This window comes from Pseudofrankia sp. EUN1h (assembly GCF_001854645.1).
Taxonomy (GTDB): Bacteria; Actinomycetota; Actinomycetes; order Frankiales; family Frankiaceae; genus Pseudofrankia; species Pseudofrankia saprophytica.
This window is the reverse complement of the sequence record NZ_MBLN01000075.1, coordinates 18765-35421: the sequence shown is the minus strand read 5'-3', so window position 1 is coordinate 35421 and position 16657 is coordinate 18765. Positions and strand designations below refer to the sequence as shown.

The 16657-nt window shown below is 72.3% G+C and carries 10 protein-coding genes; 5 read left to right on the top strand and 5 right to left on the bottom strand.

Annotated features, from left to right (window positions below; genetic code table 11):
- The first annotated feature begins 3 nt into the window (after positions 1-3).
- From BCD49_RS29680 to BCD49_RS29670, 3 genes are all read left to right on the top strand, one after another.
- Entirely contained in the window at positions 4-789 is a 786-nt protein-coding gene (locus BCD49_RS29680; protein ID WP_007507179.1) for an SDR family NAD(P)-dependent oxidoreductase, read from the top strand.
- A 100-nt stretch (positions 790-889) separates the two neighbouring features.
- Entirely contained in the window at positions 890-2029 is a 1140-nt protein-coding gene (locus BCD49_RS29675) for an amidohydrolase family protein (RefSeq protein ID WP_051466891.1), read from the top strand.
- Between the two features lie 47 nt (positions 2030-2076).
- Positions 2077-3192, top strand: coding sequence for an NDMA-dependent alcohol dehydrogenase (locus BCD49_RS29670; RefSeq protein ID WP_071042152.1), 1116 nt, complete (start codon positions 2077-2079; stop codon positions 3190-3192).
- A 69-nt stretch (positions 3193-3261) separates the two neighbouring features.
- Here the strand turns inward: BCD49_RS29670 and BCD49_RS29665 are convergent, their stop codons facing one another.
- The 5 genes from BCD49_RS29665 to BCD49_RS29645 form a co-directional block, all read right to left on the bottom strand.
- Positions 3262-4404: a thiolase family protein gene (locus BCD49_RS29665; protein ID WP_007507184.1), complete on the bottom strand. Its 1143-nt coding sequence runs from the start codon at positions 4402-4404 to the stop codon at positions 3262-3264.
- Between the two features lie 473 nt (positions 4405-4877).
- Positions 4878-9794, bottom strand: coding sequence for a diguanylate cyclase (locus BCD49_RS29660; protein ID WP_071042151.1), 4917 nt, complete (start codon positions 9792-9794; stop codon positions 4878-4880).
- 121 nt (positions 9795-9915) lie between these two features.
- Positions 9916-10998: a phosphotransferase family protein gene (locus BCD49_RS29655; RefSeq protein ID WP_007507188.1), complete on the bottom strand. Its 1083-nt coding sequence runs from the start codon at positions 10996-10998 to the stop codon at positions 9916-9918.
- A complete protein-coding gene (locus BCD49_RS29650; RefSeq protein WP_071042150.1) occupies positions 10998-12236 on the bottom strand; it encodes an acyl-CoA dehydrogenase family protein in 1239 nt (412 codons plus the stop codon). Before BCD49_RS29650 ends, BCD49_RS29655 begins: the two co-directional genes overlap by 1 nt.
- A gap of 73 nt (positions 12237-12309) precedes the next feature.
- Positions 12310-13119: an SDR family NAD(P)-dependent oxidoreductase gene (locus BCD49_RS29645; RefSeq protein WP_051466261.1), complete on the bottom strand. Its 810-nt coding sequence runs from the start codon at positions 13117-13119 to the stop codon at positions 12310-12312.
- 82 nt (positions 13120-13201) lie between these two features.
- Between BCD49_RS29645 and BCD49_RS29640 the strand changes: the two genes are divergently transcribed.
- Both BCD49_RS29640 and BCD49_RS29635 read left to right on the top strand, forming a co-directional pair.
- A complete protein-coding gene (locus BCD49_RS29640) occupies positions 13202-13987 on the top strand; it encodes an SDR family NAD(P)-dependent oxidoreductase (RefSeq protein WP_007507194.1) in 786 nt (261 codons plus the stop codon).
- Positions 13988-14089: 102 nt separating this feature from the next.
- Entirely contained in the window at positions 14090-16597 is a 2508-nt protein-coding gene (locus tag BCD49_RS29635) for a bifunctional acetate--CoA ligase family protein/GNAT family N-acetyltransferase (RefSeq protein WP_007507195.1), read from the top strand.
- Positions 16598-16657 lie beyond the last annotated feature (60 nt).

Below are 16657 nucleotides of genomic sequence, written 5' to 3'. Positions count from 1 at the left end.
CCCGTGACCGACCCCATCGACTCCTCCCCCGCCCGGCCGGTGGGCGAACCGTTCGACGTGACCGACCGCGTCGTGCTGGTGACCGGCGCGACCTCGGGCCTGGGAGCCTGGATCACCGAAGGGCTCGACGCCGCCGGGGCGTTGGTGGTCGCCACCGGCCGCCGGGACGACCGGCTGAAGGAACTCGCCGCCCGGCTTCGGCGCTGCGCCGTCCTGCCCGCCGACCTCACCGACGACGACGCCCGCGCCGAGCTCGTCGCCTCCGTGCTGGACACGCACGGCCGGATCGACGGGCTCGTCAACAACGCGGGCGTCCTGCGGGCCGTCCCGGCGCTCAAGGAGACGGCCGACGACGTCCGCGCCCTGCTGGAGATCAACCTGGTGGCACCGCTCGACCTGGCCCGCCGGTCCGCCCTGGCGATGCGGGACGCCGGCGGCGGGTCGATCGTCAACATCACCTCGATGTCGGGCATCGTCACCACTGGGCTGACCGTGCCGAGCGCGGGCTACTGCGCCGCCAAGGCCGGGCTCGCGCACGCCACCCGCGAGCTGGCCGTCCAGTGGGGCCGCTACGGCGTGCGGGTCAACGCGGTCGCTCCCGGGATGTTCCCGACGGAAATGGTCGGCGGGCTGGCCGAACCGCCCGACTTCTTCGCCGACCGGCTCGCCCTCAGACGCACCGGAACCCCGGGCGACATCGTCGGCGCGGTCCGGTTCCTGCTCTCCGACGCCGCCGCCTACGTCACCGGCCAGCAGCTCGCCGTCGACGGTGGCCGGACGATCACCTGACCTCGGTCAGGTCCTTCTCTCCACCACACCATTCGCGCCCACAGGCGCACGGACGCGCAGGGAGGCAGCCGTGGGCAGGATCTTCGACTGTGACCAGCACATGTACGAGACACTCGACGCGTTCACCCGGCACATCGCGCCGGAATGGGCTCACCGGACCGTCAAGCCGGTCACGCTGGAGAACGGCGACGAGGCGATCCTCATGGGTGAGCGAATCCTCGTCGCCGTCGAGCCCGAGTTCAGGAAGGCCTACAAGCCCGGGTCACTCAAGGAAATGCTCAAGCAGATGAGCACCGGCGCCCCGACCGAGACCTACATGTTCGAGCCGATGCGCGACGTCTACCAGGACCGCGACGCGCGGCTGCGCGAGATGGACGCCCAGGGGCTCGACGCGACCATCATGTACCCGGGCAGCTGGGGGCTGATGGCGGAGGCCTACATCACCCGGCCGGACGCCCTGTACGCGAACCTGCGCTCGTTCAACACCTACATGAACGAGCAGTGGGGCTTCGACCACAAGGGCCGCATCTACGCGCCGGCGACCATCGCCCTGAAGGACCGGGACCTCGCCGTCAAGGAGCTCGACCAGGTCCTCGCCGACGGCGCCCGGTTCATTCTCATGACGACCGGCCCCGCCTACGGCCGCAGCCCCGGCGACCCGTACTTCGACCCGATCTGGGCACGGATCAACGAGGCCAAGGCGACCGTCTGCTACCACATCACCGAGGCGTACTACAACGCCAACCTGGCGCCGGCCTGGGGGCACGAACCCGATCCGATCCACTTCCGCATGTCGGCGTGGCAGTGGCAGAACACCTATGGCGAGCGGCCCATCACGGAGACCTTGTCGGCCCTGGTGTTCGACAACCTGTTCGGCCGGTTCCCCGAGATCCGGGTGCTGGCCAGCGAGTTCGGCGCGTCCTGGGTGCCGCACTTCGTCAGGCACATGGACAAGAGCCGCGGCATGGGCCGCAACGGCCCCTGGATCGGCGGCCAGCTCGACCGCCGGCCCAGCGAGGTCTTCCGCGACCACATCCGCGTCGTCCCCTACCCGGAGGACGACCCGGTGGAGATCATCCGGCGGCTCGGTTTCCACGACAGCATCGTCATGGGCTCCGACTGGCCGCATGCGGAAGGGCTCGCCTCCCCTGCGGACTTCCGCAACCTGCTCGACGGCCTCGACGAGCAGGTCACCGAGGACGTCATGTACAACACCGCGGCCCAGCTCGTCGCCCACTGAGATCCCAGCGCCCAGCCGCCACACGCCGGATACTCGAGAGGGTTGATATGAAGACGCGTGCCGCGCTCCTACGCGGTCCGGGACAGCCCTGGACGGTCGAGGAGATCTCGCTGGACGGGCCCCGCGCCGGCGAGGTCCTGGTCGAGACCGCCTTCGCCGGCCTCTGCCACTCCGACGACCACCTCAACAAGGGCGCGGGCCTGCGCTTCCCGCTGGTCGGCGGGCACGAGGGCAGCGGGATCGTCCGGGAGGTCGGCGCGGGGGTCACCCGGCTGCGACCGRGCGACAAGGTGGTGACCTGCTTCATTCCGGCGTGCGGCCGGTGCCGCTGGTGCACGGTCGGCCAGTCCTGGCTCTGCGACGCGGGCGCGAGCACCCTGACGGGGGCGCTCGCCGACGGCACCTACCGCATGCATCTACGCGACGGGCGGGACGCCGGCGGGTTCTGCGCGCTGGGAACGTTCACCGACTTCTTCGTCGCCCAGGAACGCTCGCTGGTCAAGGTGCCCGACGACACCGCGCTGGACGCGGCGTGCCTGCTGGGCTGCAGCGTGCCGACGGGCTGGGGCTCCGCGGTGCGGGCGGCGGGCGTCCGCACCGGCGACGTCGTCGTGGTCTACGGGGTCGGCGGCGTCGGCGCCGCCGCTGTACAGGGCGCGCTCATGGCCGGCGCCGCGAGAGTCGTCACCGTCGACCCGGTGCCGTTCAAGAACGAGTTCGCCCGGCGCCTCGGCGCCCACGCCGGCTTCACCACCCACGCCGAAGCGCTCGACCACGTCCGCCGCCAGACCGCCGGAGTGCTGGCTGACAGCGTCATCCAGTGTGTCGGCGTGGCAACCGAGCAGGTCACCACGGAGTGCTACGAGATGACCCGCAAGGGCGGCACGATCGTTCTCACCGGTATCGCGGACCACTATGACGAAATTACCGTGAAGCTGCCGGGAGGAATGCTCACCTCGTTCTCGAAGACCGTCGTCGGCTGCCTGTACGGCTTCTGCAACCCACACCAGGACGTGCCGATGCTGCTCGGCCTCTACCGTGACGGCCAACTACGGCTCGACGAGATGGTGACCCGCCGCTACGCGCTCGACGAGATCGAGAAGGCTTACCAGGACATGACCGACGGCCTCAACATCCGGGGCATAGTCGAGGTCGCGACCTGACCGCGAGGGGTGAGGGGCTCGGAGCCACGGCCGGAGGATTGTGAGACCTCCGGCCGTGGCCTCCTTCGTTCAGAGCAGTTCGAGGATGGTGGCGTTGGCCTGCCCGCCGCCTTCGCACATTGTCTGCAGGCCATAGCGGACACCATTGTCCCGCATGTGGTGAAGCATCGTCGTCATGATGCGGGCCCCGGAGCCGCCTAGAGGATGCCCCAGGGCGATGGCGCCGCCGTTCGGGTTGAGTGCCTTGGGATCGGCGCCGATCTCCGCGACCCAGGCCAGCGGCACCGGCGCGAACGCCTCGTTGACCTCGTAGACGCCGATCTCGTCGATCGTCAGCCCGGACCGCCGCAGCGCCTTCTGCGTCGCCGGAATCGGCGCGGTAAGCATGATCACCGGGTCGGCGCCCGCGAGGACCGCCGTGTGCACCCTGGCGATCGGCGTCAGGCCGAGCTCCCCGGCCTTCTCGGAGGTCGTCAACAGCAGCGCCGCGGCACCGTCCGAGATCTGTGAGGCGTTCCCGGCGTGGATCACGCCGTCCTCTTTGAAGGCGGGCTTCAGCTTCGCCAGACCCTCGACCGTCCCGCCAGGCCGGATTCCCTCGTCGCTCGCCACGACCGTCCCGTCCGCCAGCGTGACCGGAGCGATCTGGGCGTCGAACCGGCCCTCGGCCCGGGCCGAGGCGGCCTTCTCGTGGCTGGCGATCGAGAACTCGTCGAGCTGGGTCCGGGAGAACCCCCACCTCTCGGCGATCATCTCCGCGCCGATCCCCTGGTTCGGGTAGGCCCCGTAGCGGGCCAGATACAGCTCGCCATAGGGGTCCTTGCCCTGGGTGGAGAAGCCCATCGGCACCCGTGACATCGACTCGACGCCGCCCGCGACGACCAGGTCGTACTGTCCCGCGATCAGCCCGGCCGCCGCGGAGTGCACCGCCTGCTGCGAGGACCCGCACTGGCGGTCGATCGTGTAGCCGGTCACCGACTCCGGCCAGCCCGCGGCCAGCACGGCGGTGCGAGCGAGGTCCGCGGCCTGCTCGCCGGCCTGCCCGACGACGCCCCAGGCGACGTCGTCGATCTCGGCGGGATCGACGCCGCTCCTGGCGGCGAGCTCGGTCAGCACATGAGCCGACAGCGTGACCGGATGCACGGTCGACAGGGCACCGTTGCGCTTGCCGAGTGGCGTGCGCACCGCCGCCACGATCACTGCATCCCGCATTCGGCGCTCCGTTCGGTCAGGCCGGGCGACAGCGACAGTCGGACTCACCTCGTGTCCGCCCGCGCCGCCGCACGGCATCGTCCATGCCTGAGATCCGATGCCTGGCGGTGAGATCGCTGACCGTCGGCATCAGAGCGACTGCCCGGAGGACACTTCCCCGCCGCGCGGTCCACGACCTCCACGGCGGGGCGTCCCGTCCGTACCGGGCTGGCCGCGGTCCCGCTTCTTGCGCCGAGTGGTAACCGCACGCGGCTCGATGGTTGCTCAGCGCCAGACCATTCCGGACCTTGCGTACAATCATAGAACTAATTTAGCGTTTTCGCTCGGGTGAGCCGGCCCACGCCCTCTGCTGGCGGGCGCATCGCCCTAGCGACCGCGACGGCGAGCGCCGTCTGGTGCACCGCATCAGCACCCGCGGCGTACCCCGGGTCCACGCGAATGCGGCCGTCAGAGCGGCCGCGGGTCCCCGCCGGCTATAGCGACGCGGGGTGTGGGTGTGCTACCTCGACGCGGTTGCGTCCGGCACGCTTGGCTCGATAAAGCTCGACGTCGGCGAGATCGATCAGGCTTTGTGGCTGATTGTCGGTGGTGGGGATGGTGGCGGCGACGCCGATGCTGAGGGTGATCATGTGGTCGATGCCGAGGGGGTGTGGTTCGGCGAGCGCGGCGACGGCGTCGCGTAGGTCTCGGGCGACGCGGGCGGCGGTGTCGGTGTCGGTGTGGGGCATGACGATGGCGAACTCCTCGCCGCCGAAGCGGGCGGCGAGGTCGGTGTCGCGGGTGTTGTCGGCCAGGCATGCGGCAACGAGTCGGAGACAGCGGTCGCCGGCGGTGTGGCCGTAGTGGTCGTTGTAGCGCTTGAAGTAGTCGATGTCGGTCATGGCGACGGCGAGGGGGGTGCGCTGATGGCAGGCCTGGTGCCATTCGGCGTGGAGGACTTCTTCGAGGCGTCGTCGGTTGGCCAGTCCGGTGAGGKGGTCGGTGATGGACAGTTGTTCCAGGCGTTGGTTGGCGGCCGCGAGTTGGTGGGTGCGTTCGGCGACTTTGCGCCCCAGGGAGGCGTAGACCTGGGCGTGGTCGAGGGAGACGGCGAGCTGCCCGGCGATGAGCATGATCGGTTCGAGGCGGTTGGTGGCGAACGCGCCGCGGATCATTCGGTTCTCCAGCAGGAGCATGGCTTTGAGTTCGCCGCGGATCGTGAGGGGGRTGGCGAGTAGGGAGCAGCGGTCGAGGCTGGTGAGGTAGGGGTCGCGGGCGAATCGGTCGTCGCGGGTGGCGTCGRCGATGACGGTGGGTTCGTGGGTGCGTTCGGTGTACCAGACGACCGAGGGCGGCAGCAGGCGGCGCAGGCCTGCCTCGCGCAGGGGGATGGCGCCGTCGTCGGTGGGTACCAGCCAGCCGCCATCGTTGTCGTCCTGGTCGCGAAGGAGGAGGTGGACGCCGGTGGCGCCGGTCATCTCGGACAGGATTCCCACGACCTTTGCGCGCAGGCCCTCGATGCTGGTCTCGGAGCTCAGCGCCTGGGAGGCGGCGACGACGCCGAGCAGGTCGATGGTGCCGGTGGTGACGGCGGGGCTGCCCGTGGTGGGTTGGGCTGGTGCTCGCGCAGCGGGTTCGGCGCCGGCGGGTTCGGCCGCCAGCGCCGGGTAAGCCCAGTCGAGCTGGCTGACCTTGGCGGTGGCGCCCCAGTCGGCGTACTGGCGGCGGGCGGCGGCGAGCAGCATGCGGCCGGTTTCCTCCATGCCCTGGGCGAGGTGGAACCGTGCGGCGCGTTCCAAGGTCAGTGCCCGGTGCCAGGGGCGTGTGCGGGTGGCGGCCTCACGTTGTGCCAGGTCATAGGTGTACGCGGCCTCCCGGAAGTCACCTGCCGCCCAGGCCCGTTCGGCCTCGACCAGGCGTAACAGGTGCAGGAAGTTGACCGGCGCGTCGGCCGCGCGGGCGGCCAGCCAGTCGACCACCTCGTCCAGCTCGGCCAGCACGGCCCCGCGCCGGCCCGCTTCCGTCGTCCGGGCCTGCCCGGTCAGGGCCAGAGCCCGCAACACGCGCGCGACCGCGATCAGGTAGGTCGCTTCGAGGACCGGCAGCAACCGCATCACCGCCGCTGTGTGCCGGGCCAGCTCGGCCGAATGATCGAAGATGGCGGCGGCGAGCGCCCGGGTGAGGTGCATGTTGGCGGCGGCGAGCGGGTTGGCGGCCAGCAGGCCCTGCTCGGCCGCCTCGTCGGCCGCCTGGCCGACGGCCTCGCCACGCAGCACCCTCGCCAGCTGGCGCCAGGGCCGGAACACCTCTTCGGCGTATCCGTTGCCGGTGCGTGTGGCGATAGCCATCGCCTCGTCGGCACCGGCGACATAGGCGTCCAGCGACGGGCCGCAGTCCAGCAGGTCCGGCAGCAGCACGACATGGGTCCAGCAGGCGTACTGCAGGTCGCCGCCCTGGAGCAGGCCCTCCAGTGCGCGACGCGCGGCGGACAGGTTGTCCTCGAGCGGGTCGAACCAGTGGCCGGTAAAGACCGCATACATCAACTGCATCTGCCAGATGTCCGGTTCGTAGCCGCGTGCGTGACCGACTTGGAGAAGGCGCCGCATGATGCGGTGCCCGGTGCGGTAGTCGTGCCTGAGGGCCGTGGTCAGGACGGAGGCGTGGCTGGTCGGGCCGATCAGGGCGGGATCCGGTCCGTCCCGTGCCCACATCTCCAGCGCCGTCGCGGTCAGCCAGGCCATCATCGGCCGGTCGCAGAGGAACGCCGCGGGGATGAGCCGGTTGATGAGCTTGATGATGCCCAGTCGCGAACGGTCGGTGCCCTCCGGGCGGCACAGGTCGTCGGATGCGTTGGACTGGTCGATCCACCGGTAGACCGCGTCGAGTCTTCGGTCGATCTCCGCGTCGAGGCGCTCCCGGTCCGGCACGGCGAAACCGACCTCGCGCAGCTGGTCCACGCCGAGCCGGACCGCCTCCTCGGCGCGGCCCCGGTTGGTCAGGCTGATCACCTGCAGCACGGTGGCCGCCGTGCGCTGCGCCGGGCGGGTGCACAGCCGACTGACGTTCCGGTATTCCTCGTCCGCCTCCTCCAACCGGCCCAGGCTGTACAGGGCGGCGTGCCGGCCGGTGCGGACCTCGATCAGCTGGTCGGTGTCGGTCGGGTCGACCAGCGGCACCGCCGCGGTCAGGAACCGCTCCACCAGCGGATGGTTGCTCAGCAGCCGCGCCTGCTCGGCGGCCTGCTGGAACAGCCCGGCCACCAGCCGCTGCTCGGCGTCGTCCCGCACCACGTCGACCACGTGCAGGTACTGCTCGGCCGCGACCGCGAAGTACTCGCCCCGCTCGGCCAGCCGCCGGGCCAGCCGCAGTCGCAGGCCACGCCGCCGCCGCGGGCTGAGGGCGCCCAGCACGGACTCCCATGTCCGGTCGTGGTGGAACCGCACCCCCTGCCCGCCGCCAGGCTCGAGCACCAGCAGGCCGGCGGCGAACGCCGGGCCCAGCCGGTGCTCGACATCCTCCGTGGCCAGCCCCGCCGCGACCTCCAACAGGTCGAGCTCCACCCGGCCCGCCAGACACGCCATCACCGCCAACACCTGCCTGGTCGCCGACGGCAGCCCGGCCACCCGAGCGGCCAGCATCCCGGCCACATCCACCCGCCCGAGCCGGCGATCCAGCACCGCCCGATCCCATCGCCACCCGCCGACGCCAGCGACGAGCAGACCGTCGTGGCGTAAGGAGTTCAGCAGCTCCTGCGTGTCATACGGATTGCCACCGGCCGACGGCGCGATCATCCGCGCCAGCTCCGCGGCGGCCTCAGGCGCGACGCGCACCAGGTCTGCAACCATGGCCATCTGGCCGTCCGGGGTCAGGTTGCCCAGCCGCACGATGCGCGGACCGGCCGGCTGGCGCTGCCAGCGGGCGAGCATCGGCGTCATCGGATGAGCCGGGTCGACCTCCTTGTCCCGGTAGGCGCCGACCAGCAGCAGTCCCTCGACCTGTTCGGCGCCGCTGAGGATCAGATCGACGAAGCCCAGCGGAGTCCGCCCGGCCCACTGCAGGTCGTCGACGAAGAACACCACCGGCCGTTTCCTGGAGGCGACGGCGCGCAGGACCTCGACTCCGTTGCGCAGCGCTCGCACCTGCGCGGTCATCGGATCGCCCGGATCCGGGGGGACCTTCAGCAGCGCCGCCAGCTCCGGCACGGTGGCGGTCGCCAGCCCGGCGCTGGGTCCCAACGCCAGCAGTATCCGCTCCCGCACCTCGGCCAGGTATTGCTCGGGCTCGGCCAGCAACAGCCGGCCCAGCGCCCGGAACGCCTGCCAGCCCCCGTCGTACTCCTGGTCACGGCGATACTGGTCGAACTTGCCCGCCACGAACCAGCCGTCGGCACCGGCCACGATCGGCCGCAGTTCGTTGACCAGCGCCGTCTTGCCCACCCCCGGCGCACCGCCGACGAGCAGCCCGCGGCAGCGACCCTCCATCGCCTCGGCGAACGCCACGCCCAGCTCGCGGATCTCCTGGTCACGCCCGGCCAACCGGGATGGCGTCAGTGGCCGTGCGGGGAAATCGTGCTCGCCTGGATGCACCAAGAAGGCGCCACGACGTACCAAGGTGAGATCGTGCACCAGTCCGTCGGCGCTCTGGTAGCGATCGTCCGGCTCCTTCTCCAGCAGATGCATGATGATCGCCGACAGGCCGGCCGGCACCGCCGGGTTCACGGCCGACGGCGGCGCCGGCACCCGCGTCAGATGGTCGTGAATGACCTGAACAGGATCACCGGCACCGAACGGCGGCGCCCCGGTGGCCAGCTCGTACAGCGTCGCCCCGAGCGCGTACAGATCGGCCCGCTGGTCGACGTGACAACCAGTCCGGCCAGTCTGCTCCGGCGCCAAATACGGCACCGTTCCCACGATCTCGCTGTGATGTACGAATTCCGGCTGAACCACCGCGAACGTGGTGGCCAGCGAGAAATCGACCAGGCATGGCGCTCCCCCGCCATCAGTCATCACGATGTTCGCCGGATTGACGTCCCGATGCGCCACCCCCCGCCGGTGCATCTCCGCCATCGCCCGCCCCAGCGACCCGGCCAGTCCGACCAGCTCGACCGGATCCAGCGGAGTAGTCCGCTCGGACAGCGCCACACCGCCGACATCGGCCAGCAGGATCGAGTCCGGGGACGACGGCAGCCCGGTCGCCAACTGCGTGACTCCCTCGACACCGGACAGCTGACCGAGGATCTCCACCTCATGCCGCTGCCGCCGCCGCGCGCCGGGCCCCAGCAGCTCCTTGCGGATCACGCTTCCGCCCGGGAACGTCAGCCGAACGACCCGGGTCCGCTCCGTCTCATGGAGCACCGTCACCCGCGCAGCCAGCAACGGATCCCGGCCCGGCACCGTTGCCCGCTCGTCCATCTACCAGCCCCACACCACGCCACGCCGAGCTCATCTCGCGTGCCCGGACTCTGCCCAGGTTCTGCCCAGACCACGCCCCTGGCAATGGGACGGACCAGACACACCTGCGCGGATGTGGCCCTCAGAGCGTCCGCTCCCCGCGGGCGATCGCGGCCGCGTCCGCGAAGACAGCCGGCGCCATCGGGGCGAACTGGCCGCCGGCCGGGTCGCCGGCCCGGGGCGCCTGGGCGTGGTGGCCTTCCAGGATGCAGCCGAGCTTGAACAGCGACAGCACCTCGTAGAACCGGAGGTCCGCGAGGTCGAGGCTGGTCCGGTCGGCGTAGCGGGCGGCCAGCTGGGCGCGGGTGGCAAGGCCCGTCCGGTCGGCGATGTCGGAGGATCCGAGGAAGGTGGGCGGTTCGCCCGGCTCGTCCCAGCGGGCCAGCAGGTGGCCCAGGTCCAGGAGCGGGTCGCCGATCGTCGCGGTGTCCCAGTCGACGATCGCGGCCAGCCGCGCCGGCGCGTCGTGCGCGAACATCACGTTGAACAGGCTGTAGTCGCCATGCATGATCGCGATCGGCCCGGTGGCGGGCTGGTGGGCGCGCAGCCACGGGGCGAGGACGTCGGTGGCGTCGGGCAACGGCCGGGTCTGGTAGGTACCCAGCTGCCACAGCCAGCGGTCGACCTGCCGGTCGAGGAAGCCGTCGGGCCTGCCGAAGCCGTCGAGCCCTGCCGCCCGCCAGTCGACGGACGCGAGCTCGGCGAGCGCGTCGACCGCTTCCACGCCCAGGGCGCGACGGACCTCGGGGGCGCGGTCGAAGGGGGCGGGCAGGTCGCCCGTCGGGGTGAAGCCGTCGACACGCTCCATGAGGATGAACCGCGCGCCGATGACGTCCGGGTCGGGGCACGTCGCCACCAGCGGCGGGTGCCGGACGGGGGTGTCGGCGAGGGCGCCGAGCAGGGTCGCCTCCCGCAGGGTGTTGCCGGCGCTGCTGGTGATCCGGGCCGCGGGCGCCCGGCGCAGCACGAGCGTCCGCCCGCCCCAGTCCAGCGCGAACAGGGCATTGGCGATGCCGGTGGCCTCACCCAGCCGGGCGAGGCGCGCCGGGCCGCCGCCCGGCAGCAGGGTCTCCAGCCAGGCTTCCAGCCGCGGCAGGTCGACGAGCGGGGCGGCCGGCCGTTCCGGGGCCGCCGCGGCCGCGGCCGGCGTGGCGTCCGCGCCCATCAGAGCAGGTCCCCGCCGGCGGCGGCGGCCGTGGTGCCGTCGCGTTCGAACGCCCGCAGCACGCCCCGGCCGATCATCCAGCGGTGGACCTCGTCGGGGCCATCCACCAGCCGCTGCTGGCGGGCCTCGGCGTACCACTCGGCGAGCGGGGTGTCGAGGGTGTATCCGAGGGAGCCGTGGAGCTGCAGGGCGGTGTCGACGACGTGGTGCAGCATGTGCGCGATGTAGTTCTTCGCGATCGCGTTCTCCTGCCGCAGGTCCTGGCCGCGTTCCATCTTCGCGGCGATGTGCAGGACCATCAGCCGGCTCAGGTAGAGCCGCTCGGCGCAGTCCGCGAGCATCCACTGGACGCCCTGCCGGTCGGCGAGGGGCGCGCCGAACGTCTCCCGCGACAGCGCCCGGCCCGCGGCCAGGTCGAGGGCGGCCTGCGCCTTGGCGATGCTCCACATCCCGTGCCGCAGCCGGCCGTAGCCCAGCCGGTGCTGGCCCATGGCGAAGCCGCGCCCGACGCCGCCGAGCACGTTCGCGTGCGGCACCACGAGGTTGTCGATCCGGACCTCCGCGTGGCCGCTGGTCACCTCGTCCTCGAACCGGGGGCGCAGCGGCTCGTCCATCGTCGGGATGTTGCGCAGGATCCGGTAGCCGGGGTTCGGCAGCTCGACGAGGAACGTCGTGAACTGCTCACGGCGCGGGCCCTGCTCGCTGGTGCGGGCCATGACGAGCGCGAGCTGCGAGATCGACGCGTTGCTGCTGAACCACTTCTCGCCGCCCAGCACCCAGTGGTCGCCGTCGCGGACAGCGGAGGTGCGCAGGCCGGTCGCATCCGCGCCGGCGGCCCGCTCCGTCATCGAGARGCAGATCCGCAGGTCGCCGGCGACGAGCGGGCGCAGGTAGCGCTCCTTCTGCTCCTGGGTGCCGTGCTCGATGAGGGTGAGCATCGTGGCGTCCTGCGGGCCCATGCAGTTCAGCGCCCACGCGCCCAGGTACGTGAAGGAGCGGCCCACCTCGATCTGGACGAGCGCGTTCGCCAGCGGGCCGAGGCCCATGCCGCCCCACTCCACCGGAACGAAGGGACACCACAGGCCGTCGGCCCGGGCCTTCGCCTGCAGCTCGGCGACAATGTCGAAGTAGGGCTCCCGGCCGACGCGCGCCTCGGCCGGCAGAACGTGGGTGTCGAGGAAGTCGGCGGCCCTGGCGCGCACGGCCTGGGCCTCCTCGGGAATGGCGAAGTCGACCACGGTTGCTCTCCTTTCGCCGGCCCGACCCGCGCCGGTCGACGGCGGTGGCGGTCCGGCCTGGCGGCTGGTCTGGCTAGCTGGTCTGCCGGTATGCGCCGCCGTCGACGCGGATGAGGGTGCCGCTGACCCATGCGGAGGCGGGGCTCGCGAGCCACAGGGCGGTGCCGACGAAGTCGTCGGCGGTACCGGCGCGGCCGAGGGTGGTGGCGCGCGCCGCCTGCTCGCGGCGCTCGGGGGTCCAGGCGTCGGCGATGTCGGTGAGCACGGCGCCGGGCAGGATGCCGTTCGAGCGCACCGCCGGCCCGTAGGCCTCCGCCAGCCCGATGGTCAGCGCGTTGAGGCCCGCCTTGGCGCAGGCGTAGACGAGCTCGTCGGCGCCGGGGCGCAGCGAGCCGATCGTCGAGACGTTGATGATGCTGCCGCCGCCGGCGGCCGCCATCCGGGCACCGGCGAGCGCGCCGAGCCGGAACGGCCCCTTGAGGTTGACCCCGACGACTTTGTCGAAGTAGTCCTCCGTGACGCTGGGAAGGTCCGGGTAGAGCGGGGACATCCCGGCGTTGTTGACCAGGACGTCGCAGCGGCCGAACGCGGCGTAGACCTCGTCGACCAGGCGGTCGCAGTCCGCCCAGCGCCCGACGTGGCAGCCAAGAGGAACCGCCCGGCGGCCGGTCTCCTTCGCGATCCGCTCGGCGGCGGCCTGGCAGGCGTCCAGTTTGCGGCTCGCGACGACGATGTCGGCGCCGGCGGCGGCGAAGCCGCGGGCGACGGCGTAACCGATCCCGCGGCTGCCGCCGGTCACCACCGCGACCCGGCCTTCCAGGTCGAACAGTTCCGCCAGACCCACCGTCGCCTCCCCTCGCGGCGCACCAGTCGCGTCGCTCATGGCAGAGTCTGCCACGATGGCATTCGCTGCCACCACCTGAGAGGATTGTCCGGACAGGCCCTACGGCGATGCGGAGACGGCCATGAAGATCGAAGGCAGCCGGATCGTGGTGACGGGCGCGGCGCACGGCATAGGCCGCGGCCTCGTCGAGGCGTTCCTGGCGCACGGCGCCCGGTCGGTGGTCGTCAGCGACCTGGACACCGAGGCCGTCTCGGCGATGTCCGAGACGCTCGGCGTCCCCGGGCGTCCGTGCGACGTCGGCGATCAGGCGGCACTGACGGCGTTCATCGACTGGGCCGAACAGACTGCCGGGCCGACGGACCTGTTCTGCGGCAACCCGGCGGTGTTCGGCGGGCCGGAGGGCGGCAACCTGCAGACCAGCGCGGCGACCTGGGACCGGTCGTGGCGGGTCAACGTGCTCGCCCACGTCTGGGCCGCGCAGTGCCTGGTGCCCCGGATGCTGCGCCGCGGCGGCGGCTACTTCCTGCAGACGCTCTCTGCGGCGGCACTGATCACCGGACCCTCGGAGCTGGCCTACACCGTCACCAAGCACGCCGCGCTGGGCTTCGCTGAGTGGCTGACAATCAACTACTCGGACAAGGGCATCCGGGTGTCGTGCCTGTGCCCGACCGCGGTCGAGACGCGCACCGTCAGCGGCGCCGACCTCCCGGGGATCGGCCTGGTGCAGACACCGGCCGAGGTCGCCGAGATCACCGTCGCGGGGCTCGCGGCCGAGAACTTCCTGATCCTGCCGAACCCACAGGTGGGCTCGTCGTTCCGGAACAAGGCGACCGACTACGACCGCTGGCTCACCTACACCACGGGCCGCCTCGGCGACCTGCGTCCGCCGTCGCCGTTCATCGACTGACCGGCGACGACGCGGGACGACGGTATGAGCGGGATACTGGCGGGCTGGGCGCGGTCGACGGCGATTGCTGATCATCGCCGCTAGGCTGGATCGGTGGCGGCGATGAGGCAGGACAGGGTGACCTCCTCGTGGGAGCGGCCGGGGCTGCTACGTGACGGCCGGTCGGTGCTCGTCCGGCCGATCCACGTGGACGACGCCGAAGCCCTGACCGCGTTCGGCAACCGGCTCTCCCGCCGGACGATCTCCTACCGGCTGCTCGGCCCGGTGGTGCGGATCAGCGACGGGACCCTGCGCGCCTGGGCCGACGTCGACCAGGTCGACCACATCGCGCTCGTCGCCTTCCTGGGCGCCCGGCTCATCGGCGGAGCCCGTTGCCTGCGCGCGCCGGAGGAGCCCGACCAGGGCGAGGCCACGTTCACCATCGAGGACGACTTCCAGGGGCTCGGCCTCGGCGCGCTGCTGCTCGAACGGCTCGCCCAGGCGGCCCGCGCCCGCGGCGTCACGACCATGACCGCGGACGTGCTCGCCGACAACACTCGCATGCTGCGTGCTTTCGCGGGCTCCGGGTACCGGACCGAGACGGTCTGGGACGGGTCGGTCGTGCACGTGACGATGGCGACGGATCCGGGCGCCCAGACCGTGGCCCGTTCCGACCGGCGGGAGCACGTCGCGGTCCGCTCGTCGCTGCGGCCACTCCTGCGACCCCGCTCGATCGCCGTCGTCGGCGCCGGACGACGGCCGGAGACGATCGGCCACGAGATCCTGCGCAACCTGGTCGCCCACGGCTTCGGCGGGCCCGTCCACCCCGTCAATCCCCATGCCGACCAGATCGCGGGCGTCCCGGCGTTCCCGAGCCTGCGCGACCTGCCGGAGCCTGTGGACCTCGTCATCGTCGCCGTGCCCGCCGAGGGCGTGGAGGAGGTCGTGCGGGAGGCCTCGACCGTCGGCGCGGGCGCGGTGGTCGTGGTGTCGACGGGGTTCGGCGAGACGGGGCCCGCCGGCCTGGCCCGGGAGCGACGCCTCGTCCAGGCCGCCCGGGCAGCCGGGATGCGCCTGGTCGGGCCGAACTGCATGGGCCTGGTGAGCCGGATCGAGGACCGGACCGTGTTCGCCACGTTCGCGCCGCGTCTCCCRCCGCCCGGCGCGGTGTCGATGTCGAGCCGGTCCGGGCCGCTCGGGCTCGCGGTGCTGACGCACGCCGAGCAGCTCGGCCTCGGCTTCGCCAGCTTCGTGTCGATCGGCAACGCCGCGGACGTCTCCACCAACGACCTGTTGCAGTGGTGGGAGGAGGACCCGGCGACCGGGGTGATCCTGCTGCACCTCGACCGGTTCGGGAACCCTCGCAAGTTCGCCCGCGTCGCCCGGCGGATCGCCGCCCGCAAGCCCATCGTCGCGGTGCACGCTGGCGTGCCGACGCTGTCGGGCCGGGCCAGCGGCGCGACGCGGGACGCCCGGCCGGTCACCGGCGCCGACACCGCGCTGGACGCGTTGTTCCAGCAGTCGGGAATCATCAGGACCCGTTCGCTGGGCGCGATGTTCGACGTCGCGCTGCTGCTCGCGAACCAGCCGGTGCCCGGCGGCAACCGGGTCGCGATCGTCACGAACGCGGGTGGCCCTGGCGCCCTGACCGCCGACGCGTGCCGGGCGAGCGGGTTGGTCGTCGCCGAGCACGCTGGGGCGGACCTCGGCCCGACCGCGACGGCCGCCGACTACCAGACGAGCCTCACAGCGGCGCTCGCCGACCCGGCGGTGGACGCGGCGATCGTCCTGTACGTCCCACCGCTGGTCCGGCACGTCACCGAGGTCGCCGCGGCCATCGCCTCGGCGGCCGCGGCGGCGCCCGACAAGCCGGTCGTGACGAGCTTCCTGTCCGCGTCGGGGCTGCCCTCGCTGCTGCGCCGCGAGGGACGGGCGATCCCCAGCTACGTGTTTCCCGAGGCGGCGGCCACCGCGCTCGGCGCGGCCGCGGCCTACGGCGCGTGGCGGCGCAGCCCGGCCGGCGTCGTGATCACTCCGCGCGATCCGGACCGCGCGGCGGCCCGGGCGCTGCTCGACGACCAGCCGGCGGGTCCTGTCGGTCCCGACGCCGTCCGGGCGCTGCTGCGCGGCTACGGCATTCCAGTCCCGGTCTCCGGACGCGCCGCCGCCGGACAACCCGCCGCCGGGCAATTGGCCGCCGGGCAACCGGCCGCGGGCGAGGAGCCGGGCGCCGTGGACGTCGCGGTCGGCGTGACGACCGACCCGGTCTTCGGCCCGGTGGTGACCCTCGCGCTCGCCGGCGACTACGCGGATCTGGTCGGCGACGTGGCGCTGCGCGTCACCCCGCTGTCCAGCCGGGACGCACCGGAGATGACACGGTCGCTACGTGCCTTCCCGCTGCTGGACGGCTGGCGGGGAGCGCCGCGGTGCGATGTCGCCGCGCTGGAGGACGTGCTGCTGCGGGTGTCGGCGCTGGTCGAGGACCTGCCGCGGGTCACCGACCTGGCGATCCGGCCGCTGCGGGTGTTCCCCGAGGGCGGCGGCGTGGCCGTACTGGAGGCTCGCCTCACTCTCGCGTCGCCGGACGGCGCGGCATCTGGCGACGCGGCATCCGGCGACACGGCGAGCTGACGGCCGCCGAGCCCGGCCGCGCGGCGGCGGCCGAACCGCGCGCGGCCGCCGACGGGTGGG